Source organism: Pseudomonas sp. Irchel s3a12, assembly GCF_900187485.1.
GTDB classification, from domain to species: domain Bacteria; phylum Pseudomonadota; class Gammaproteobacteria; order Pseudomonadales; family Pseudomonadaceae; genus Aquipseudomonas; species Aquipseudomonas neuropathica.
On sequence record NZ_FYDN01000014.1, the window covers coordinates 1 to 20215 of the forward strand.

At 57.9% G+C, this 20215-nt stretch carries 18 protein-coding genes, 5 tRNA genes and 1 riboswitch; of the genes, 5 read left to right on the forward strand and 18 right to left on the reverse strand.

The window, feature by feature from the left end; all coding sequences use genetic code 11:
• Positions 1-510 precede the first annotated feature (510 nt).
• Positions 511-587, reverse strand: a tRNA-Arg gene (locus CKW14_RS22250).
• 295 nt (positions 588-882) lie between these two features.
• Between CKW14_RS22250 and CKW14_RS22255 the strand changes: the two genes are divergently transcribed.
• On the forward strand, positions 883-1119 hold the full coding sequence (locus tag CKW14_RS22255) for a hypothetical protein (protein ID WP_095126154.1): 237 nt from the start codon (positions 883-885) through the stop codon (positions 1117-1119).
• 20 nt (positions 1120-1139) lie between these two features.
• On the forward strand, positions 1140-1319 hold the full coding sequence (locus tag CKW14_RS22260; protein WP_095048111.1) for a PA3371 family protein: 180 nt from the start codon (positions 1140-1142) through the stop codon (positions 1317-1319).
• Here CKW14_RS22260 and phnN read toward each other — a convergent pair.
• Positions 1294-1863: a phosphonate metabolism protein/1,5-bisphosphokinase (PRPP-forming) PhnN gene (gene phnN / locus CKW14_RS22265; protein ID WP_095048112.1), complete on the reverse strand. Its 570-nt coding sequence runs from the start codon at positions 1861-1863 to the stop codon at positions 1294-1296. The genes CKW14_RS22260 and phnN overlap by 26 nt on opposite strands.
• Positions 1864-2253: 390 nt before the next feature.
• Here phnN and CKW14_RS22270 point away from each other — a divergent pair, with 390 nt between their 5' ends.
• Positions 2254-2580, forward strand: coding sequence for an Arc family DNA-binding protein (locus CKW14_RS22270; RefSeq protein WP_003178899.1), 327 nt, complete (start codon positions 2254-2256; stop codon positions 2578-2580).
• A gap of 113 nt (positions 2581-2693) precedes the next feature.
• On the opposite strand, the gene mgtE is transcribed toward CKW14_RS22270, so the two are convergent.
• A complete protein-coding gene (gene mgtE, locus CKW14_RS22275; protein WP_095048113.1) occupies positions 2694-4136 on the reverse strand; it encodes a magnesium transporter in 1443 nt (480 codons plus the stop codon).
• A gap of 321 nt (positions 4137-4457) precedes the next feature.
• Between mgtE and CKW14_RS22280 the strand changes: the two genes are divergently transcribed.
• Positions 4458-4976: a cell envelope protein SmpA gene (locus CKW14_RS22280; RefSeq protein ID WP_095126155.1), complete on the forward strand. Its 519-nt coding sequence runs from the start codon at positions 4458-4460 to the stop codon at positions 4974-4976.
• A gap of 19 nt (positions 4977-4995) precedes the next feature.
• Here the strand turns inward: CKW14_RS22280 and CKW14_RS22285 are convergent.
• The 8 genes from CKW14_RS22285 to ltaE all read right to left on the reverse strand — a co-directional run bounded on the left by CKW14_RS22285 (position 4996) and on the right by ltaE (position 11107).
• Positions 4996-5072: transfer RNA gene (locus tag CKW14_RS22285), tRNA-Arg, on the reverse strand.
• A gap of 71 nt (positions 5073-5143) precedes the next feature.
• Positions 5144-5220 (reverse strand) — tRNA-Arg (locus CKW14_RS22290).
• A 72-nt stretch (positions 5221-5292) separates the two neighbouring features.
• Positions 5293-5369, reverse strand: a tRNA-Arg gene (locus tag CKW14_RS22295).
• Between the two features lie 107 nt (positions 5370-5476).
• Positions 5477-5567: transfer RNA gene (locus CKW14_RS22300), tRNA-Ser, on the reverse strand.
• Between the two features lie 62 nt (positions 5568-5629).
• Positions 5630-5818 carry a carbon storage regulator CsrA gene (gene csrA, locus CKW14_RS22305; protein WP_002554426.1) on the reverse strand — a complete coding sequence of 63 codons (189 nt, stop codon included), beginning with the start codon at positions 5816-5818 and terminating at the stop codon, positions 5630-5632.
• 187 nt (positions 5819-6005) lie between these two features.
• The gene (locus tag CKW14_RS22310) at positions 6006-7247 is read right to left on the reverse strand and encodes an aspartate kinase (protein ID WP_007919332.1); all 1242 of its coding nucleotides are present in this window, start codon (positions 7245-7247) and stop codon (positions 6006-6008) included.
• Between the two features lie 90 nt (positions 7248-7337).
• Entirely contained in the window at positions 7338-9956 is a 2619-nt protein-coding gene (alaS, locus tag CKW14_RS22315; protein WP_095048115.1) for an alanine--tRNA ligase, read from the reverse strand.
• Positions 9957-10102: 146 nt separating this feature from the next.
• Positions 10103-11107, reverse strand: a complete 1005-nt coding sequence (gene ltaE / locus CKW14_RS22320; protein ID WP_095048116.1) for a low-specificity L-threonine aldolase — start codon at positions 11105-11107, stop codon at positions 10103-10105.
• Positions 11108-11305: 198 nt separating this feature from the next.
• Positions 11306-11477, forward strand: a riboswitch (FMN riboswitch).
• 101 nt (positions 11478-11578) lie between these two features.
• Between ltaE and CKW14_RS22325 the strand changes: the two genes are divergently transcribed.
• Entirely contained in the window at positions 11579-12088 is a 510-nt protein-coding gene (locus CKW14_RS22325) for a 6,7-dimethyl-8-ribityllumazine synthase (RefSeq protein WP_095048117.1), read from the forward strand.
• Between the two features lie 151 nt (positions 12089-12239).
• On the opposite strand, the gene astE is transcribed toward CKW14_RS22325, so the two are convergent.
• From astE to CKW14_RS22360, 7 genes are all read right to left on the reverse strand, one after another.
• Positions 12240-13250, reverse strand: coding sequence for a succinylglutamate desuccinylase (gene astE, locus CKW14_RS22330; protein WP_095126156.1), 1011 nt, complete (start codon positions 13248-13250; stop codon positions 12240-12242).
• 12 nt (positions 13251-13262) lie between these two features.
• Entirely contained in the window at positions 13263-13553 is a 291-nt protein-coding gene (locus CKW14_RS22335; protein ID WP_016983958.1) for a hypothetical protein, read from the reverse strand.
• Positions 13554-13610: 57 nt separating this feature from the next.
• Complete coding sequence (astB, locus tag CKW14_RS22340) at positions 13611-14957, reverse strand: N-succinylarginine dihydrolase (RefSeq protein ID WP_095126157.1); 1347 nt, start codon at positions 14955-14957, stop codon at positions 13611-13613.
• Positions 14958-15120: 163 nt separating this feature from the next.
• A complete protein-coding gene (astD, locus tag CKW14_RS22345; RefSeq protein WP_176471327.1) occupies positions 15121-16590 on the reverse strand; it encodes a succinylglutamate-semialdehyde dehydrogenase in 1470 nt (489 codons plus the stop codon).
• Positions 16587-17612 (reverse strand): arginine N-succinyltransferase, encoded by a 1026-nt coding sequence (gene astA, locus CKW14_RS22350; RefSeq protein ID WP_095048121.1) that lies wholly within the window; start codon positions 17610-17612, stop codon positions 16587-16589. Before astA ends, astD begins: the two co-directional genes overlap by 4 nt.
• A gap of 51 nt (positions 17613-17663) precedes the next feature.
• The gene (aruF, locus tag CKW14_RS22355; protein WP_007951057.1) at positions 17664-18683 is read right to left on the reverse strand and encodes an arginine/ornithine succinyltransferase subunit alpha; all 1020 of its coding nucleotides are present in this window, start codon (positions 18681-18683) and stop codon (positions 17664-17666) included.
• Between the two features lie 215 nt (positions 18684-18898).
• Complete coding sequence (locus CKW14_RS22360; RefSeq protein ID WP_008077923.1) at positions 18899-20119, reverse strand: aspartate aminotransferase family protein; 1221 nt, start codon at positions 20117-20119, stop codon at positions 18899-18901.
• Between the last annotated feature and the right edge of the window lie 96 nt (positions 20120-20215).

Consider the following 20215-nt stretch of genomic DNA (forward strand, 5'->3'; position numbering starts at 1 on the left):
TTAAGATCTTTCGTCTCAACCGAGGCGCGCATTATACAGCAGCCTCATTTGCTGTCAAGTGATTATTTTCAGAAGTTTTCGAAGAATTCTTCAACAACTTCAACCACTTGCGCTTCCGATCTCTCGTCAGCGGGAGGCGAATTCTACAGCGTTACACGCTGCTGTCAACACCTCTTTTTCAACCTCCTTTTGACTTCGATGAACTGAAGCAACCTGCCGCCGAAACCTACATAACTCATTGAATATCAAGGAGTTTTCCGTTTCGACTGCGCCGGAAGTGGGGCGAATTATAGACATCCTGAATCTGCCGTCAACCGTTAATTTCACTTTTCTATCAAAGCAGGCGAAAAAGCTCCCTCTATATAGACACAACTCCCATGCCTGATTCGAACTCAACCAGAAAGCCCTCCAAGAGAAAGCGCATACAAATTACGACTAGGCCTTGCCACGCCTGCTGATTGAGCGCTTCAAGACCATCGAGTATTAAAGGAGGGGAGTTTCAACAATAGATGGTGTCCCAGGGCAGGTTCGAACTGCCAACCTTCCCCTTAGGAGGGGGATGCTCTATCCAATTGAGCTACTGAGACACACGCTTTGTCGCAGCAGACGCTGCATGACGGACGGCGTGCATGTTAACCACCGAACCCTGATTTGTCATGTCGTCCGTTTGGCTTTTTAAGTGTAGGCAAGCGGCCTGCAATGCTGCGGGAAGATTTACCGTGCATTTTGCACGCCCCCAGAAAAGCCACTATTGCAGATTGCAACCTGCACAATTCGAGAAACCCGCTCAAATGCTTGTTTTTAAAGGACTTAACAGAGGTTAAACTGTTGGCACGACGGCTGCTTTGTCTGTTCTATCGAAGAACATTCGGAGCTACATCCATGAACAGCGCCCTTTTGCTTGCAAATGCAATTGCTCTAGCGGTTTTGGTGAGCTTCCAGTTTGTGCCCGAGCGTGCAACACAGAAGCCATTGGCCCAGCGCATGCCGCATTACTTGCAGGTACAAAAAGCCCCCCAACTGGCGGTGCTGAACGATCAGGACACCTCTACCCCACAGGCCGTCAGTAACTCCGAGCAGGTGCGACCAGCACTGACCTCCGAATATCTGGTTTTTTGAAACATCTTCAGGAGTAAAACATGTCCAAGTCAGCTGCGGGATTTCTGATCCTCGCCCTATTGAGTGGCGTTGTGCATTTATCGCTGTTCGAGGGCGCTGAAATCACCCTGCCCCTGATTGGCTGCGCCATTTTTGCCACACTATTTGTGTTGGCACTGGCTGCGGGAAGAAAGATCAAATTTGATCCGGTTTTACGCTGAGCCTGATCAGACGCAAAAGATCACTGACGGCCTCCGCCAGCTCCCCGGAATTATCAATGACATTTACCGGCTCATCACTTGACCGCCTATCCTTGAACAACATATTGCGATCCAGTCTTGCGTCAATTTGCTCAAGCGTTTCTCGACCGCGCTTGAGCAGACGCTCTCGCAACACCTCACCCCGAACTGTCAGCAAAACTGGCAGCAGCGCTGGATAGCGCTCCATTGCTTGACGCAGATTGGCCCGGGAACCATTGACCAATACATGCCGTCCGGCATTCAGCCATTGATCCATTTCCACTGGAATCCCGTAGGCGAGACCATTGGCACGCCAGGCCAATGAAAATTCGCCGGCGCGCTCACGCTGCTCAAACTCATCCGGCGTCACCCCAACAGCATCCTCCCCCACCGATTCGGCAGATCGCGTGATCACCCGACGCATCACTTCACAGTTCAATGCACGTAAGGGGGCTCGCGCAGCCTCGATCAAACTGTCCTTGCCTGACCCGGACGGCCCCATCAAGTAAATTAGCTTGCCATCCATCCTGAAAACGCCCTCCAGCAGGTGTATGCCACTAGTAAATCGGCAATTTGCCACTATCCTGTACAGGTAAGGAACAAGGATGCAGAACCCGCATAGCATGCGCGTTCTGATGCTATCGGACATCAATTGATGTGCAGCAGGAAGCGGACAAGGATGCGGACAGAGGTGAAGATTTCTAACCAGTCCGCATTTCTGATAATTGGTGCTGGCATTACGCCTTTACCCAGCTCAATATTTGTCACAGAATTGACGCCAATGATCTGGCAATTTTGAGGCATGATGCGGGCCTCTTAACAATTCAGGTTGAACCATTTGGCGCGGATGCTTGTCCTACCACACATCCTGCGGCCAATCCCGAGAACCGCTCCCCTGAACTAACCGGTTAAATATATGCGCCCATTGAAACAGGCAATTTATTCCAGCCGTACGGCTGACAAGTTCGTCGTACGTCTGCCAGACGGAATGCGTGAACGCATTGCCGAGGTGGCTCGCAATCATCATCGCAGCATGAACTCCGAGATCATTGCGCGCCTTGAGCAGAGTCTTATTCAGGAAGGTGCACTGGGCGAAGAGCTGAGCATGCGCCTGGACAGCCCGGAACTGTCGTTGCACGAGCGCGAGCTGTTGCAACGTTTCCGCCAGCTGTCTCATCGTCAGCAAAACGCTTTGGTGTCCTTGATTGCCCATGACGCCGAAATGGCAGCAGACGCGTCCTGAGCCATACCGAACATCTCAAGCCAGCTTAATTGCTGGCTTTTTTTTGCGCGGCATTTGAGATTTCGCAGCCACAAAAAAGCCCGCCCATTGGCGGGCTGTTTCGCTAATACCGATCAGAGCAGGAAGATTGTCGCCAGCCCGAGGAAGATGAAGAAACCACCGCTGTCCGTCATCGCAGTGATCATCACGCTCGCCCCCATCGCCGGATCTCGCCCCATTTTCGCCAGGGTCATAGGGATCAACACCCCCATCAACGCAGCCAGCAATAGATTCAGCGTCATCGCTGCCGTCATTACCACGCCCAACGACCAACTGCCGTAGAGCAGATAAGCAACGACGCCGATCACACCGCCCCAGACCAAGCCGTTAATCAAGCCCACCGCCAACTCCTTGCGCATCAGACGCGAGGTATTGCCAGTGCTGACTTGGTCGAGCGCCATGGCGCGAACAATCATGGTGATCGTCTGGTTACCGGAATTGCCGCCGATACCCGCCACGATCGGCATCAGCGCTGCGAGCGCTACCAGCTTCTCGATCGAGCCTTCGAACAGACCGATCACTCGAGAGGCGACAAACGCAGTGATCAGGTTGACCGCCAGCCATGCCCAACGGTTGCGTAAAGACTTCCAGACGGAGGCGAAGATGTCTTCCTCTTCACGCAAACCGGCCATGTTGAGAACTTCGCTCTCGCTTTCTTCACGAATCAGGTCGACCATTTCGTCGATCGTCAGACGGCCGATCAACTTGCCGTTCTTGTCGACTACAGGGGCCGAGATCAAGTCGTAACGCTCGAACGCCTGAGCGGCGTCGTAAGCATCTTCGTCCGGATGGAAACTCACCGGATCGCTGGCCATCACCTCGGCAACCTGTTTCTCCGGATCGTTGACCAGCAGACGCTTGATCGGCAACACACCCTTGAGCACGCCGTCGTAATCGACCACAAACAGCTTGTCGGTGTGGCCGGGGAGCTCTTTGAGTCGACGCAGATAACGCAGAACCACTTCGAGACTGACATCCTCACGGATGGTGACCATCTCGAAGTCCATCAACGCACCGACCTGCTCGTCGTCGTAAGACAGGGCCGACCGTACGCGTTCACGTTGCTGGTTATCCAGACTCTCCATCAGCTCATGGACGACGTCTCGCGGCAGCTCGGAAGCCAGGTCAGCAAGTTCGTCGGCGTCCATGTCCTTGGCCGCAGCCAAGAGCTCGTGATCGTCCATGTCGGCGATCAGCGTTTCACGAACGGAGTCGGATACTTCGAGAAGAATGTCGCCGTCGCGATCAGCCTTGACCAATTGCCAGAGCGTCAGACGATCGTCCAGCGGCAAGGCTTCAAGGATGTAGGCGACGTCGGCAGAGTGCAGATCATCGAGCTTGCGTTGCAGCTCGACGAGATTTTGTCGGTGAACCAGATTTTCGACGCGATCGTGATGCGCGCCTTCCTGGCGGTGAGTCAGGTCTTCCACGACCCGCTGACGCTGCAGCAGTTCGACGACCTGAGCCAGGCGATCCTGCAGGCTTTCTTGTGTTTTCTTTACTTCGATTTCAGACATAGGCGAACTCCACTCCCAGCAGCGGGGCACGCCGGAAGGATCAATCAGTCAATTCATGATTGGTGAAACTATTTACTGAGTAACTACTGGGTAAGTCCATGGAGGTTTTCCATAAGCCCCGGCGGGGCTGACGGGCGCAATGATACACCGCCTGACGGTTTAAAACGTTAAAAAATCGCGGTCGAAACAAGCGCTTGCGAAACAAACCTGAGCACTGTCCTGATCCCTGCAAATGCGACGACTCATCCTGAAAAGAAAACACACCGGCGCTTGAAAATGTAGCGACTACTCTTGAGCGTAGATCGTCATGGAGGACGCCGAATGCCATTGAAACCATCCCACCTTGTGCTCACCTGTCTGCTCTGCCTGCCGCCCACCGGGGCCGCCCTTACCCTCCATCGTTGCGAAGCCGATGATGGCAGCATCACCTTCACCTCGATGAGCTGTGCGCACGGCGAGCAGCGCTCAGCACAGGAAGTCCACCCCTATTCCCCCGGATCAGTCGTGGCGGTGATGCCGGAACACAACCATGAAGAAATATCCGGGATGACAACAAAAACTCGAGCACTGGGGATTGTTGGTCACGCTGAAGACAGATGCGGAAACCTGATCGACGCCAGGCAACGTCGCGAAGCGATCATCAATCGCCGTGTCATTGCCGGCATGAGCCAACAAGATGTCGAGAGCGCGCTAGGTAAACCGCACAAGGTAAATATCCGAACATCGACGACGAGCTATCGATACGACCTCAAGCGAGGACGTTCGGCTCAAATTGATTTTGACGAGCGAGGATGCGTGAAAGCAAAAGCCAAATCCCGGACAGCAAAAAGCCCGCATTAAACGCGGGCTTTTTGGTATATGGTGCACTCGACAGGATTCGAACCTGTGACCGCTCGGTTCGTAGCCGAGTACTCTATCCAGCTGAGCTACGAGTGCATTTGTGTTTTTAGACCAGACCACAACTGGCTGAAACCAAGTTATTCACATTGCTGCAACTAACTCTTAAATGGTGCACTCGACAGGATTCGAACCTGTGACCGCTCGGTTCGTAGCCGAGTACTCTATCCAGCTGAGCTACGAGTGCATTTGTGTTTGTTAGACCAGATCACACCTGGTTGAAGCCAAGTCATTTACATTGCTGTAACTGACTCTTAAATGGTGCACTCGACAGGATTCGAACCTGTGACCGCTCGGTTCGTAGCCGAGTACTCTATCCAGCTGAGCTACGAGTGCATTTGTTGCGCCGCATTATAGCCCGTCTAATCTCTATTCCAACCACTTTTTCTATTAATTTCAACAACTTACAGAAAAAGCCAGATTACAACGTACTAAGCAAATAATGGCGGAGAACGGGGGATTCGAACCCCCGACACCCTTTTGAGGTGTACTCCCTTAGCAGGGGAGCGCCTTCGGCCACTCGGCCAGCTCTCCGCAACACGGGGCGTATCTTAACCAACCTTTTCCCCGTTTGCAAACATAAAAATCGATAAAAATTAATGGCTTGGTTCTTCGTCCTTCTCTTTCTTTATACGCAGGTAAATTTCCTCACGGTGCACGGCAACCTCTTTCGGGGCGTTGACGCCGATACGCACTTGGTTTCCTTTAACGCCGAGCACGGTCACGGTGATTTCGCCATCACCGATAATCAGGCTTTCTGCGCACCGACGAGTCAGAATCAGCATACCTTTCTCCTCACGCAATTCATTTCAGGGACAACAGTCTGCAAAAAAAAGGCACCCGACCTACAACCGGAGCGATCGTAGCCCTACATGCCTGAGTATTGACCAGCGCGAGCAAAAGAACAGTTCAGGGCTCGCGCCATTCAAAAAATAAAGGGCGCGGTCAGACCGCGCCCTTCAAGAAACGGAATTACTCGCCCTGACGGGCCGGAGCATCCAGTTCGAAAGCCGTGTGCAGGGCGCGCACGGCCAGTTCCAGGTACTTCTCTTCAATCACCACGGAAACCTTGATTTCCGAGGTCGAGATCATCTGGATGTTGATGCTTTCTTTCGCCAGGGATTCGAACATGCGGCTGGCCACACCTGCGTGGGAACGCATGCCGACGCCGACGATCGAGACCTTGGCAATCTTGGTGTCGCCAACCACTTCACGGGCACCGATCTCGCGAGCGGTGTTTTCCAGCACGGTCTGTGCGGCCTGGTAGTCGTTGCGGTGCACGGTGAAGGTGAAGTCGGTGGTGTTATCGTGCGCGACGTTCTGCACGATCATGTCGACTTCGATGTTCGCGGCACTAATCGGGCCGAGAATCTTGAACGCCACGCCCGGGGTGTCTGGCACGCCACGGATGGTCAGCTTGGCTTCATCGCGGTTGAAAGCGATGCCGGAAATGATCGGCTGTTCCATGGTTTCCTCTTCATCAATAGTAATGAGGGTGCCCGGACCCTCCTTGAAGCTGTGCAGTACGCGCAGCGGAACGTTGTACTTGCCGGCGAATTCCACCGCACGGATCTGCAACACCTTAGAACCGAGGCTGGCCATTTCCAGCATCTCTTCAAAGGTAATCTTGTCCAGACGCTGAGCGACCGGCACAACGCGCGGGTCGGTGGTGTAGACACCATCAACGTCGGTGTAGATCTGGCACTCGTCAGCCTTCAACGCGGCAGCCAGTGCCACGCCGGTAGTGTCGGAACCGCCACGACCGAGGGTGGTGATGTTGCCGTGCTCGTCGACGCCCTGGAAACCGGCGACAACCACCACGCGACCTGCTTTCAGATCACCGCGAATCTTCTGGTCATCAATCTGCAAGATACGCGCTTTATTGTGCGCACTGTCGGTCAGGATCCGCACCTGATTACCGGTGTACGACACCGCCGGCACACCGCGCTTGATCAGCGCCATGGCCAGCAGGGCAATCGTCACCTGCTCGCCGGTGGAAACAATCACGTCCAGCTCACGCGGAACCGGTTGAGTGTCGCCACTGATTTGCTTGGCCAGATCGATCAGACGGTTGGTTTCGCCGCTCATTGCAGACAGCACAACCACCAGGTCATCGCCGGCATCGCGGAATTTCTTAACCTTGTCGGCGACCTGCTCGATTCTCTCGACGGTACCGACCGAGGTGCCTCCAAATTTCTGTACGATCAAAGCCATTTCAAAGCCGCCTCTGCCCATGAAGGGCGCCCAATAATCACTCGAACAGCCGCCGGGCCCGCCACTAGACTGCGGGCCGGGCGGACTGCCTTATAAACCCTGCTCGACGAATGGAACGGTCAGCGCCAAAGCACCATCCAGTGCGCCGGCGTCGACACCGCCGCCCTGCGCCATGTCCGGACGACCACCGCCCTTCCCGCCCACTGCCGCAGCAGCCTGCTTCATCAAATCACCGGCTTTGAGTTGGCCAGTCAGGTCCTTGGTTACGCCTGCAACCAGTACGACCTTTTCCTCATGGACACTGCCGAGCAGGATCACTGCGCGGCCGAGTTTGTTTTTCAGCTGATCAACCAGCGCCAGCAGCGCCTTGCCGTCCTGACCATCCAGACGTGCGGCCAGAACCTTCACACCCTTGACGTCCACTGCCGAGTTCGACAGATCGTCGCCCGCGGCACTGGCAGCCTTGGCCTGTAACTGCTCCAGCTGTTTCTCCAGTTGGCGGTTGCGCTCCAGCACAGCCGACAGCTTGTCGATCAGGTTGTCGCGGCTGCCCTTGACCAGGCTGGCCGCTTCCTTGAGTTGTTCTTCTGCCGCGTTCAAGTAAGCCAGTGCTGCAGCACCAGTGACTGCCTCGATACGACGCACGCCTGATGCCACACCGCCTTCGCTGATGATTTTCAGCAGGCCGATATCGCCGGTACGGTTGGCGTGGATACCGCCACACAGTTCGACGGAGAAATCGCCGCCCATGCTCAGCACGCGCACGTTGTCGCCATACTTCTCGCCGAACAGCGCCATGGCGCCTTTGTTCTTCGCGGTTTCGATGTCGGTTTCTTCGGTTTCAACCGCGGAGTTCTTACGGATCTCCGCGTTGACGATGTCTTCCAGCGCTTTGATCTGTTCCGGCTTGATCGCTTCAAAGTGGCTGAAGTCGAAACGCAGACGCTGGCTATCCACCAACGAACCTTTCTGCTGAACGTGCTCGCCCAAGACCTGACGCAATGCAGCGTGCAGCAAGTGCGTGGCCGAGTGGTTCAGCGAGGTAGCGTGACGCACTTCGGCATCGACGTGGGTTTCCACTGGCGCGCCAATGGTCAGGCTGCCCGAGTCCAGCACGCCGTGGTGCAGAAAGGCGCCACCGGTCTTGGTGGTGTCACGTACGTCGAAACGCGCGTTACCTGCCTGCAGGAAACCGCAGTCGCCGATCTGGCCGCCGGATTCAGCGTAGAACGGCGTCTGATTCAGAACGATCACCGCCTCTTCGCCTTCATTCAAGACGTCGACCGACTGACCATCTTTATAGATAGCGACAATTTTTGCCGAACCGCTGGTGTCTTTGTAACCGGTGAATTCGGTGGCGACATCAACCTTGACCAGGGTGTTGTAGTCCAGACCGAAGGAGCTGGCCGAACGCGCGCGAACACGCTGGGCTTCCATCTCACGTTCGAAACCGGCTTCGTCGACAGTCAGGCTGCGCTCGCGGGCGATGTCGGCGGTCAGGTCCATCGGGAAACCGTAGGTGTCGTAGAGTTTGAACACCACGTCGCCCGGCACCACGGTGCCTTTGAGTTCCAGCAGATCCTGCTCGAGGATCTTCAGGCCGTGCTCCAGCGTTTTGGAGAACTGCTCTTCTTCAGCCTTGAGCACACGTTCGATGTTGCTCTGCTGCTTCTTCAGTTCCGGGAACGCTTCGCCCATCTCGGCGACCAGCGCCGCGACGATCTTGTAGAAGAAGCTGCCGGTGGCGCCCAATTTGTTACCGTGACGGCAAGCGCGACGGATGATCCGGCGCAGTACATAACCGCGACCTTCGTTGGACGGCAGCACGCCGTCGGCGATCAGGAAGCCGCACGAACGGATGTGGTCGGAAACAACCTTCAGCGAAGACTGGTCGCCATTTTCGCAACCGATGGCTTCAGCGGAGGCCTTCAGCAGGTTCTTGAACAGGTCAATGTCGTAGTTGGAATTGACGTGCTGCATCACCGCACTGATCCGCTCCAGGCCCATGCCGGTATCGACCGACGGCGCTGGCAACGGATGCAACACGCCATCGGCGGTGCGGTTGAACTGCATGAACACGTTGTTCCAGATCTCGATGTAACGGTCGCCGTCTTCTTCCGGCGAGCCCGGTGGGCCGCCCCAGATGTGGTCGCCGTGATCGTAGAAAATCTCGGTGCATGGGCCGCACGGGCCGGTATCGCCCATGGTCCAGAAGTTGTCGGAGGCGTAAGGCGCGCCTTTGTTGTCGCCGATGCGGATCATGCGCTCGACCGGCACACCGATTTCTTTGGTCCAGATGTCATACGCTTCGTCGTCGGAGGCGTAGACAGTGACCCAGAGTTTTTCCTTCGGCAGTTTCAGAACGCCGGTCAGGAAGGTCCAGGCAAAGGTAATCGCGTCGTGCTTGAAATAGTCGCCGAAGCTGAAGTTACCGAGCATTTCGAAGAATGTGTGGTGACGAGCGGTATAACCGACGTTTTCCAGGTCGCTGTTCTTGCCACCGGCACGCACGCATTTCTGGCTGCTGGTCGCGCGGGTGTACGCACGTTTTTCCTGGCCCAGGAAGCAGTCCTTGAACTGGTTCATCCCCGCGTTAGTGAACAGCAGGGTCGGGTCGTTGCCCGGAATCAAAGAGCTGGAGGCTACACGGGTGTGGCCTTGCTCTTCGAAGAAGCGAAGGAAGGCTTCACGGATTTCTGCGCTTTTCATTAGGTTCTTCCACGGAGGCTGCGGCCAAAGGCCTGTTCGAAACGTCAACAGACGAAGCGACGGCAAAGGGCCGCATTATATCGGCCCTGCGCGCGGGGTACAGCGTGTTTATACGATAGAAACGGTCAATTGGACGGCTAACGCTATCACTTGCGCGAAAACTCGACGAATGTCGCGATCACTTGCTCGATTTGCGAGCGTTTGACGTCCATGTGCGTGACCATGCGCAGACGTGCGGCAGCGCTCAACTTGATCCCGCGTTCGGCGGCAAAGGCCTTGATCGCTTCAGCTTTTTCACCCATTTGCACATAAACCATGTTGGTTTGCACCGGTTCGACGATGAAACCTGCTTCACGCAAGCCCTCGGCCAGTAACTGTGCGTTGGCATGGTCGTCTGCCAGACGATCAACATTGTGGTCCAGCGCATACAGCCCCGCCGCTGCCAGCAGCCCGGCCTGACGCATGCCGCCGCCAACCATTTTGCGCAAGCGACGAGCCTTGCCAATCAACTGCTCAGAGCCACACAGCACTGAGCCCACCGGCGCGCCAAGGCCTTTGGACAGGCACACCGACACCGAATCAAAGTACCGAGTGATTTCCCGAGCATCGACGCCCAGCTTGACTGCCGCGTTGTAAAGGCGCGCGCCGTCGAGGTGCAGTTGCAAGCCTTTGTCCTGAGTGAAGCGGCGGGCGCGGGCCAGATACTCCAGCGGCAGGACTTTGCCTTGCATGGTGTTTTCCAGCGCCAGCAAACGAGTCCGGGCGAAATGGAAGTCGTCAGGCTTGATCGCCGCCGCGACCTGATCCAGATCCAGCGAACCGTCGGCCTGCACTTCCAGCGGCTGCGGCTGGATCGAGCCCAGCACCGCCGCGCCACCGCCCTCATATTTGTAGGTGTGCGCCTGCTGGCCAACGATGTATTCGTCGCCGCGCTCACAGTGCGCCATCAACCCCAACAGATTGCTCATGGTGCCCGTCGGTACGAACAATGCGGCAGCAAAACCCAATCGCTTGGCCAGTTCGGCCTCGAGACGATTGACCGTCGGATCTTCGCCGTAAACGTCATCACCGGTGTCCGCTGCGGTCATCGCATCGAGCATGGCGGGAGTCGGTTGGGTGACGGTGTCGCTGCGAAGATCGATAACGCTCATGAATCTGGCCTCTAATCAGCAGGGGAAATCCCTTTACGAAGTTGAATTACTGCGGTCATCGCTCGGATTAATCAACCCTTGCGCAAGGAAAAGTCGTTTCGAACCGCCAGAAAATTCGATGGCAATCATCAGAAAGGCGCAATGCACACAGCCACAATCTGTGTTAAAAACGCTGCGCCGCCCGATAAAGGGCGGCAAAAACGTTCTCAGGGCGGGGTGCAATTCCCCACCGGCGGTAATTGCGCGCAATGCGCATAGCCCGCGAGCGCTTGGCGACGAACACAGCTTGGGTTGTGCGCGGTGGCAAGGTCAGCAGACCCGGTGTGATTCCGGGGCCGACGGTCATAGTCCGGATGAAGAGAGAACGGGATTAACGCCAAAGGGCCGTCCGCGCGATGTTGTGCGTGTGCGCACCCTTGAATCCCTTTCGATTCATAACGCCCTGTTTTTCACACAAACAGGAGTCAGAACATGCAACCCACCGCTATCGACAGCAAAAGCAAACACCCTCACGGCGAGCGCGTCGCGTTCATTCAGGCCTGCTGGCACAAGGAAATCGTCGACCAGAGCCGTAAAGGCTTCGTCGCCGAAATGCTTGCCTTGGGTTATCAGGAATCGGACATCGACATCTTCGAAGTCGGCGGCGCTTTTGAAATGCCTCTGCACGCCAAGTTGCTGGCCAGAACCGGTCGTTATGCCGGCATCGTCGCCGCAGCCCTGGTCGTGGACGGCGGCATCTACCGTCACGAGTTCGTCGCTCAGTCGGTGGTCAGCGGCCTGATGCAAGTGCAGCTGGAAACTGAAGTGCCGGTGTTCTCGGTGTCCCTGACGCCGCATCACTTCCATGCCGGTGACGAGCATCAGAAGTTCTTCTTTGAGCACTTTGTACACAAGGGCCAGGAAGCGGCGCGGACTTGCGCCGATACGTTGCGCAAGGTTCGCGCACTGCGCCGCACCGAGCCGCATGCTGTAGCGGTCTGACGCCGAGTGAGGTTTTGACCTCACTCAAATAAATGTGGGAGCGAGCCTGCTCGCGAAGAAGGACTGCCAGTCGATGATAAGTTGACTGATAGACCGCTTTCGCGAGCAGGCTCGCTCCCACATTGGGTTTGTGCCGGTTTAGAGATCGCTGTCAGGCGAGGTTTTCGTCGGTGGCCGGCACGATCAGGATGCCCGCGCGCAAGCCGTTCTTGACCTTGGGATTGGGAAAGATGATGCGTGCTCCCTCCTCCTCAATCACCCAACGGGTATTGGCCAAATCCTCGGCCAGCACGTAACCCACTTCCAACTCTGAAAAGTTTTCGATGTCCTGCGGCAGGTTCAGGCGGAATGCATCGCTGTGCTTGATGATTTCCCGGGCGACGCTGAACAGCTGCAAACCGTCCAGCCCCTGCTCAGCCATCTGCGGCTCGTTGCCTTCAATGATCTGCTGCAGACGGGTTTCCAGCAGCGAGACATTGACCCCGTCGTTCTGCCCGAACGGCCGCGCCTTGCCCAGTTCCAGCGTGAAAGCCTCGGCACCGAGCTTGTCGTAGGTGTACGAGCTGAAGACGATCGACGGTTTGTTCTGCAACAGCACCGCTTCCATCCCGGCAGCACGCAGACGTGCCAGCTCCAGACGCGAATGCTGGCGACCTTCCTTCCACGGATACAACGCGAATTGCTCGATCTTCGAGCCTCGAATCGCCGTGTGCAGGTCGTAGTGCAGACGCTGGCGATCCGGCAGGCTGAAGAAACTCGCCGCCAGACGTTCCAGCTCACAGGCACGCAGCGCTTCGCTGCCACTGCTTTGTTCATGACGGCCGTTGAACAGCCGATTGACGTCCTGCTCGACGAAACGCTCGCCCTTGCGAATCGCTTCCGGGTTGCCGAACAGGAACAGAATGCGTGCGCGCGGCTTCAGGTCACCGCGAGCGATATCGTGCAGCAGCCGATCAAGCAACTCGATCGGCGCTGTCTCGTTGCCGTGGATGCCTGCCGACAGCAGCAGGTCCAGGCCATTGTCGCGCGCTTGCGGTGGCCGGACTTCCAGCGCACCTTCGCTCAACCAGCGCATACGCACGCCTTCGACAGTCAGTTGAGTCTTCTCCGCCGGTTCACGGCCGGCGAGGGTCAGTTCAAGCAGTTTGCCGAGGGCGAGCATAGAGCGGTTTCCTTAGTGATCGTGGTTGCAATCCGGGCCGTGCACGTGGTCTTCGTCGTCGCCGACGTCAGCCGGTTCCATTTCCAGTTGCAGACTTACCAGATTAGTCGCCAATGGGCGCAACAGCAGGTTGGCGTACTCGGCGTCACCTTCTTCAACGTCCACGCCAATTAGCAGTTGGCCACGGCCGTCCTGCTGGATCCACAGCTCTTTGCCTTGCCACATGACCGCGACGCGCGTGCACGAGGTTTGCAGTTGCGTGCCGTCGGTGTCTTCAAGGATCAACTGCAGGGAATCGCTCATGTTTTTACTCTCTTGGGGAGACAAGCCGCGCGCCGCGTTCTGGCGACGCGCCGGCCATCAATTGATCTGGAATGGATAAACCGCGCCCAGTTTAAGGATTTGCGTCAGTTCATCCAGTGCCGTCCGGCATTCAAGCAGCAATTGCGGATCCGCCAGATCGGTTTCGCTCAGGCGGTCGCGGTAGTGCTTTTCAACCCATGCGGTCAACGAACCGTACAACGGTGGCGTCATGATAACCCCTGGGTTGACCGCCGCCAGTTCGGTTTCGTTAAGCGCGACGCGCAGTCGCAGGCACGCCGGGCCACCACCGTTCTGCATGCTTTGCTTGAGATCGAAGACTTTCACTTCGCGAATCAGACCGCCGGAGCTGGTCAGGCTTTGCAGATAAGCCCAGACGCGCTCGTTGGCCTGGCACTCTTGCGGCACGATCAGCAGCATCGAGCCGTCAGGACGCGAGAGCAACTGGCTGTTGAACAGGTAGGAACGCACCGCATCATCCACGGTGACTGCCGAACGCGGCACACACACGGACTGGAAGTTGCCGCCGACTTTGGCGAGCTTGCTTTGCAGTTCGGCGAGCATCTGATCGGTCTCGAGGAATGCATCTTCGTGATAGAACAACACTTCAGCGTTACCGACGGCGATCACGTCATTGTGGAACACGCCCTGATCGATCACGTTCGGGTTCTGCTGCGCGTAAACCACGCCTTCGTCTCGCAGACCGTGCAGACGCGCGACCGCTTGCGAGGCTTCGAGGGTCTGGCGCGCCGGGTATTTCTGTGGCGCCGGGAAACGGTTGTCGAACGCACTGCGGCCGAACACGAAAAACTCGACGCCCGCCTCGCCATACTCTCGACAGAAACGCGTGTGGTTGGCCGCGCCTTCGTCACCGAATTGCGCTACCGCTGGCAATGCCGCGTGATGCGCGAAGTGCTGCTGATTGGCGAACATCGCGCCGAGCACACGGCTGGTGGTCGGGTGCTCGATGCTGCGGTGGTATTTGCAGTTGAGGTTGGCGGCGGTGAAATGCACGCGACCGTCTGCGGTGTCGGCACTCGGGCTGACAGTCGCGGCGTTAGCCACCCACATGCTCGACGCGGAGCAGCTGGCGACCAGCAGCGGCATCGCCTCTTTGGCGGCGCGCTCGATCACTTGCGCGTCGGTGCCGCTGAAGCCCAGACGGCGCAGGGCGGCCACGTCCGGACGTTCCTGTGGCGCCAGCACGCCCTGCTGAAAGCCCATTTCCATCAGCGCTTTCATCTTCGCCAGACCTTGCAAGGCCGCTTCCTTCGGGTTCGAAGACTGCTGGCTGTTGCTCTGGGAGGCAACGTTACCGTAGGACAGACCGCCGTAGTTATGGGTCGGCCCCACTAGACCGTCAAAATTGACTTCATAGGATTTCATCAGCGAGGCTCCACGAGAATCTGTTGTTATAGGCTTCAGTAACTATTCTTTTAGACCGAGGCGCGGCCTTCGCGAGCAGGCTCGCTCCCACAGGATTTATGTTGAACACAATATGTGTGAACACCACTGAACCTGTGGGAGCGAGCCTGCTCGCGAATGGGCATCACGCCATCTTCACGCCGGGCGTCAGGGCAGCAGGCAACACCAGGCTTGGGGTTTCCAGCGAGGCCACCGGGTACGCGCAGTAATCCGCCGCGTAATAGGCGCTGGCGCGGTGGTTGCCCGAAGCGCCGACACCACCGAACGGCGCGCTGCTCGCAGCACCGGTCAGTTGTTTGTTCCAGTTGACGATACCGGCGCGGCTTTCCAGCCAGAACTGCTGATAACGCGCTTCAGAATCCGACAACAGACCTGCGGCCAGGCCGTAAGCAGTGTCGTTGGCTTCAGCGATCGCCGCTTCGAAATCGGTGTAGCGGATTACTTGCAGCAACGGGCCGAACAGCTCTTCGTCCGGGCGATCGGCAACTGCGGTGACATCGACGATTCCCGGGGTCAGCAGCGCGGCTTGGGCCTGCGGCTGAGTCATTTCCAGCAGCGACACGGCGCCGTTGGCCAACAGATGTTCTTGAGCATCCATCAGCGCTTTCGCCGCGCCGAGGGAAATCACCGAGCCCATGAATGGGGCTGGTTGCTGATCGAATGCACCGACCTCAATGCTCGCACTGACTTCCACCAGACGCTTGAGCAGGCTGTCGCCCCACGCGCCTTGCGGCACCAGCAGACGGCGTGCACAGGTGCAACGCTGGCCGGCAGAGATGAATGCCGACTGAATGATCGTGTAAACCGCCGCATCCAGATCCGCGACCTGATCAACCACTAGCGGATTATTACCGCCCATTTCCAGCGCCAGAATCTTGTCCGGACGCCCGGCAAACTGCTGGTGCAGATGGTTGCCTGTGCGGCTCGAACCGGTGAAGAACAGGCCGTCGATGCCCGGGTTCGCCGCCAGCGCAATGCCGGTTTCGCGCGCACCTTGCAACAGGTTCAAAACGCCCGCCGGCAGACCGGCTTCAATCCAGCACTTGACCGTCAGCTCGGCGACTTTCGGGGTCAGTTCGCTGGGTTTGAACAGCACGCTGTTGCCGGCCAGCAGCGCCGGAACGATATGGCCGTTCGGCAAGTGCCCTGGGAAATTGTAAGGACCGAACACCGCGACCACGCCGTGTGGTTTGTGGCGCAATACGGCGGTGGCGTCGCCCAACGGGCCGCTCTTCTCGCCGGTACGTTCACGGTAGCTCTGCACCGAGATGGCAATTTTGTTGACCATGCTGGTCACTTCGGTCGCCGATTCCCACAGTGGTTTGCCGGTCTCTTCACCAATGGTGCGAGCCAGTTCGTCAGCGTGGCTTTTCAACGACGCGGCAAAAGCCTCAAGCACAGTGATGCGCTCGTCCAGCGTGCGACGTGCCCAACCCGGAAACGCCTGACGCGCAGCTTGCACAGCCGACTCAACCTGCGCAGCCGTAGCACCCTCCCCCGACCACAGCACTTGCTGGGTCACCGGGTTCAGCGATTGAAAGGCTTCGCCCTGACCGGCCAGCCACTCACCTGCGATGTATAGCGAATTCATTATTTCGACTCCCGTGCAGCGGACAACGCCACGGCGCGCACTTGATCGCCAGCGTTGAGTTGAAGACGTTTGGCGGTCTGCGGATCGACCACCAGGGTGCCGGCAGCCAGACGCGCCGGCGCAGCGGTGATGCGGCAGTCTTCGCGTTTGCGGTTATGGATGATGAACGGCGTGGCGTCTTCGCCCGGTGTGCCAACAGCGAGCACCAGCGCTTCACTGTCACGTACCGCGCGGATCTTGCCGGTTTCGCATTCAATGGCCGGACCTGCGTCGAAGATGTCGACGTAACCCTGGTAGCTGAAACCTTCGCTCTTGAGCATCGCCAAGGCGGGCTCGGTGTCCGGGTGCACCTGACCGATGACGTTACGTGCGCCTTCGGAGAGGAAGCAGGTGTACAGCGGGAATTTCGGCATCAGCTCAGCAATGAACGCCTTGTTGCCGACACCGGTCAGGTAATCGGCCTGGCTGAATTCCATCTTGAAGAAGTGACGACCGAGACTTTCCCAGAACGGTGAACGGCCGGCGTCATCGGACACACCGCGCATTTCGGCGATGATCTTGTTGCCGAACAATTCAGGGTATTCCGCGATGAACAGCATGCGCGCCTTCGACAGCATGCGACCGTTCAGACCGTTGCGGTAATCGGCGTGCAGGAACAGCGAGCACAGCTCGGAATTGCCGGTCAGATCGTTCGCCAGAAACAGCGTCGGGATCTCGCGGTAGATGTTCAGCTCTTGCGAAGCGCTGACGGTCAGACCGACACGGAAGTTGTACCACGGCTCACGCAGACCAACGGCGCCAGCAATGGCGGAAATCCCTACCACGCGGCCATCGTCGTCTTCGAGCACGAACAGGTAGTCCGCGTCGCCACGGCCAGCTTCGCCGCGAAAGGTCTTCTCGGCCCAGCCGACCCGGTGGGCCAGACGCTCTTCGTTGGCCGGCAATGTGGTCAGGCCGGTGCCGGTGCTGCGGGCTAGGTCGATCAGAGCGGATAAATCGCTGCTGCGTACGGGACGAACAATCATGCTATCTCCTCAAACGGGCCGCCTTCGCCACCCGTGAAACTCGCTAAGGCGTTAAACCGCCACCAGGCGCACGCTGGCACCTTCACCGACGCCCAGGGCTTCGGCCGCTTCCAGATCCAGAGTCACCGGTTTGCCCGGCGCGTAATCCAGCTCCAGCAACACCGCGCGGTAATCCTGCAGCTGCGCGTTAGCCACCAGATACTGACGCCCGGCACCTTTCACCGGCTCGCCGATCTTCACCGGCACCACGCGGCTCTGAGCGATCGAACGGATCCCCGACACACGTGCATGCAGGGTCGGACCACCGTCGAAAATGTCGATGTAGTGATCGGTCTCGAAGCCTTCGCGCATCAGGATGTCGAAGGTGATCTGCGCACGCGGGTGCACCTGGCCCATCGCCTCTTGGGCGGAATCCGGCAGCAGCGGTACGTAGATCGGGTAATGCGGCATCAGCTCGGCGAGGAACGTACGGCTTTTCAGCCCGCACAGACGCTCGGCTTCAGCGTAATTGAGGTCGAAGAAGTTGCGACCAATGGCATCCCAGAATGGCGAGTCGCCGTTCTCATCGCTGTAACCGACGATCTCGGTCACCACCGAATCGGCGAAACGCTCCGGGTGACTGGCGACAAACAGCAGACGGCCACGGGAGTTGAGCTCGGACCACGGCGAACCGACCAGCTCGCGCTGCACGTAGAAACTGGTCAGCAAGCTGTTGCCGGTCAGGTCGTGGCACTGCGAAAGCACGTGGATCTTGTTGTGGATCTTCAGCTCACGGGAGGCATGCACGAACGTCTCGTTGCGGAAGCTGTAGAACGGCTCCGAGTAACCGGCCGAAGCAACAATCGCCGAGCAGCCGACCAGCTTGCCGGTGGCGGTGTCTTCGAGGACGAAGAAATAGCTTTCCTCACCGTTGAAGCTCACTTCGGCAGCAAACGAGGCTTCGCTCGCGGCAATCTTGTCGCTCAGACGTTCCACGTCATCCGGCAAGGAAGTGACACCAATCGGGCTGTCCGCAGCCAGACGCTGTACCTCGCCCAGATCAGCCATTTGCGCGGGGCGCATCACCAGCATGGTGTCACTCCTTTCTCTTATAAATTCACAGAAAAAAAATAACCGGGCCTACATGGAGATCAATGTAGGAGTGAGCCTGCTCGCGATTGCGGTCTGTCAGAAACCAATGAGTTGACTGACATACCGCAATCGCGAGCAGGCTCACTCCTACAGTTGATCTGGTCCGGCATAAAATTTTGATCGACGCCTGAAAGCTCCAGGCGCCGAAGGGTCTATCAGGCTTGCGTCAGTGCAGCAGCCGCGCGCTCGAAACGATCCAGACCGGCATCGATATCAGCGTCTTCCACCACCAGGCTCGGGGCAAAACGAATCACGTCCGGGCCGGCTTGCAGAATCATCAGGCCTTCTTTTTCAGCGGCGTTGAAGATGTCTTTGGCCTTGCCTTTCCAGGCATCGCTCAGCACGCAACCGATCAGCAGGCCGAGGCCACGCACCTGAGTGAACAGGCCGTATTTCTCGCCGATCTGCTCAAGGCGCGCCTTGAACTTGTCGTGCTTGGCGTTCACGCCGTTCAGCACTTCAGGGGTGTTGATCACATCGATCACCGCTTCAGCGACCGCACACGCCAGCGGGTTGCCGCCGTAGGTGGTGCCGTGAGTGCCGACGACCAGATGTTTGGCCAGCGCTTCGGTGGTCAGCATCGCCGCAATCGGGAAACCGCCGCCCAGGCTCTTGGCGCTGGTCAGGATGTCCGGGGTCACGCCGTAATGCTGGTAAGCGAACAGCTTGCCGCTGCGGCCCATGCCGGTCTGCACTTCGTCGAACACCAGCAGCGCGTTGTTCGCGTCGCACAGTTCGCGGGCACCTTGCAGGTAAGCCAGTTCGGCCGGCAGTACGCCGCCCTCGCCCTGAATCGGTTCCAGCACGACCGCGCAGGTCTTGTCGGAAACCGCAGCTTTCAGCGCGGCCAGGTCGTTGTAAGGCACGTGGGTGATGCCGGTGATTTTCGGGCCGAAACCGTCGGAGTACTTCGACTGGCCACCGACGTTGACGGTGAACAGGGTACGACCGTGGAAGCTGTTCAGCGCCGCAATGATTTCGTACTTCTCAGTGCCGAAACGGTCGAACGCAACGCGACGGGCCAGCTTGAACGCGGCCTCGTTGGCTTCAGCGCCCGAGTTGCAGAAGAACACGCGCTCGGCGAACGTGGCATCGATCAGCTTGTGCGCCAGGCGCAGGGCTGGTTCGTTGGTGAACACGTTGGACACGTGCCACAGCTTGTTCGCCTGTTCGGTCAGTGCACCGACCAGCGCCGGGTGCGCATGGCCCAATACGTTAACGGCAATCCCGCCGGCGAAGTCGATCAGCTCGCGGCCGGCCTGATCCCAGACGCGGGAACCGGCGCCACGCACCGGAATGAAAGCGGCAGGCGCGTAGTTGGGAACCATTACCTGGTCGAAATCGGCGCGTTGTACCGCAGCGTGCTCAACGGACATCGGAGTCTCCTGAAGAGGAACACTCGCCTGAAACTGGCGAGCTTGGTGAGGATTGTAAGGACAGTTTTCAGCCCGGCCTTGTCGCCAAGCGACAAC

Bases quoted from the DNA above. Each gene is read 5' to 3' on its own strand.
- csrA (WP_002554426.1), bottom strand. From the start codon at position 5,818: ATGCTGATTCTGACTCGTCGGTGCGCAGAAAGCCTGATTATCGGTGAT.
- CKW14_RS22260 (WP_095048111.1), top strand. From the start codon at position 1,140: ATGTCCAAGTCAGCTGCGGGATTTCTGATCCTCGCCCTATTGAGTGGC.
- CKW14_RS22325 (WP_095048117.1), top strand. From the start codon at position 11,579: ATGCAACCCACCGCTATCGACAGCAAAAGCAAACACCCTCACGGCGAG.
- ltaE (WP_095048116.1), bottom strand. From the start codon at position 11,107: ATGAGCGTTATCGATCTTCGCAGCGACACCGTCACCCAACCGACTCCC.
- CKW14_RS22270 (WP_003178899.1), top strand. From the start codon at position 2,254: ATGCGCCCATTGAAACAGGCAATTTATTCCAGCCGTACGGCTGACAAG.
- CKW14_RS22255 (WP_095126154.1), top strand. From the start codon at position 883: ATGAACAGCGCCCTTTTGCTTGCAAATGCAATTGCTCTAGCGGTTTTG.
- astA (WP_095048121.1), bottom strand. From the start codon at position 17,612: ATGATTGTTCGTCCCGTACGCAGCAGCGATTTATCCGCTCTGATCGAC.
- astE (WP_095126156.1), bottom strand. From the start codon at position 13,250: ATGCTCGCCCTCGGCAAACTGCTTGAACTGACCCTCGCCGGCCGTGAA.
- astB (WP_095126157.1), bottom strand. From the start codon at position 14,957: ATGAAATCCTATGAAGTCAATTTTGACGGTCTAGTGGGGCCGACCCAT.
- aruF (WP_007951057.1), bottom strand. From the start codon at position 18,683: ATGCTGGTGATGCGCCCCGCGCAAATGGCTGATCTGGGCGAGGTACAG.
- alaS (WP_095048115.1), bottom strand. From the start codon at position 9,956: ATGAAAAGCGCAGAAATCCGTGAAGCCTTCCTTCGCTTCTTCGAAGAG.
- phnN (WP_095048112.1), bottom strand. From the start codon at position 1,863: ATGGATGGCAAGCTAATTTACTTGATGGGGCCGTCCGGGTCAGGCAAG.
- CKW14_RS22280 (WP_095126155.1), top strand. From the start codon at position 4,458: ATGCCATTGAAACCATCCCACCTTGTGCTCACCTGTCTGCTCTGCCTG.
- CKW14_RS22310 (WP_007919332.1), bottom strand. From the start codon at position 7,247: ATGGCTTTGATCGTACAGAAATTTGGAGGCACCTCGGTCGGTACCGTC.
- CKW14_RS22335 (WP_016983958.1), bottom strand. From the start codon at position 13,553: ATGAGCGATTCCCTGCAGTTGATCCTTGAAGACACCGACGGCACGCAA.
- CKW14_RS22360 (WP_008077923.1), bottom strand. From the start codon at position 20,119: ATGTCCGTTGAGCACGCTGCGGTACAACGCGCCGATTTCGACCAGGTA.
- mgtE (WP_095048113.1), bottom strand. From the start codon at position 4,136: ATGTCTGAAATCGAAGTAAAGAAAACACAAGAAAGCCTGCAGGATCGC.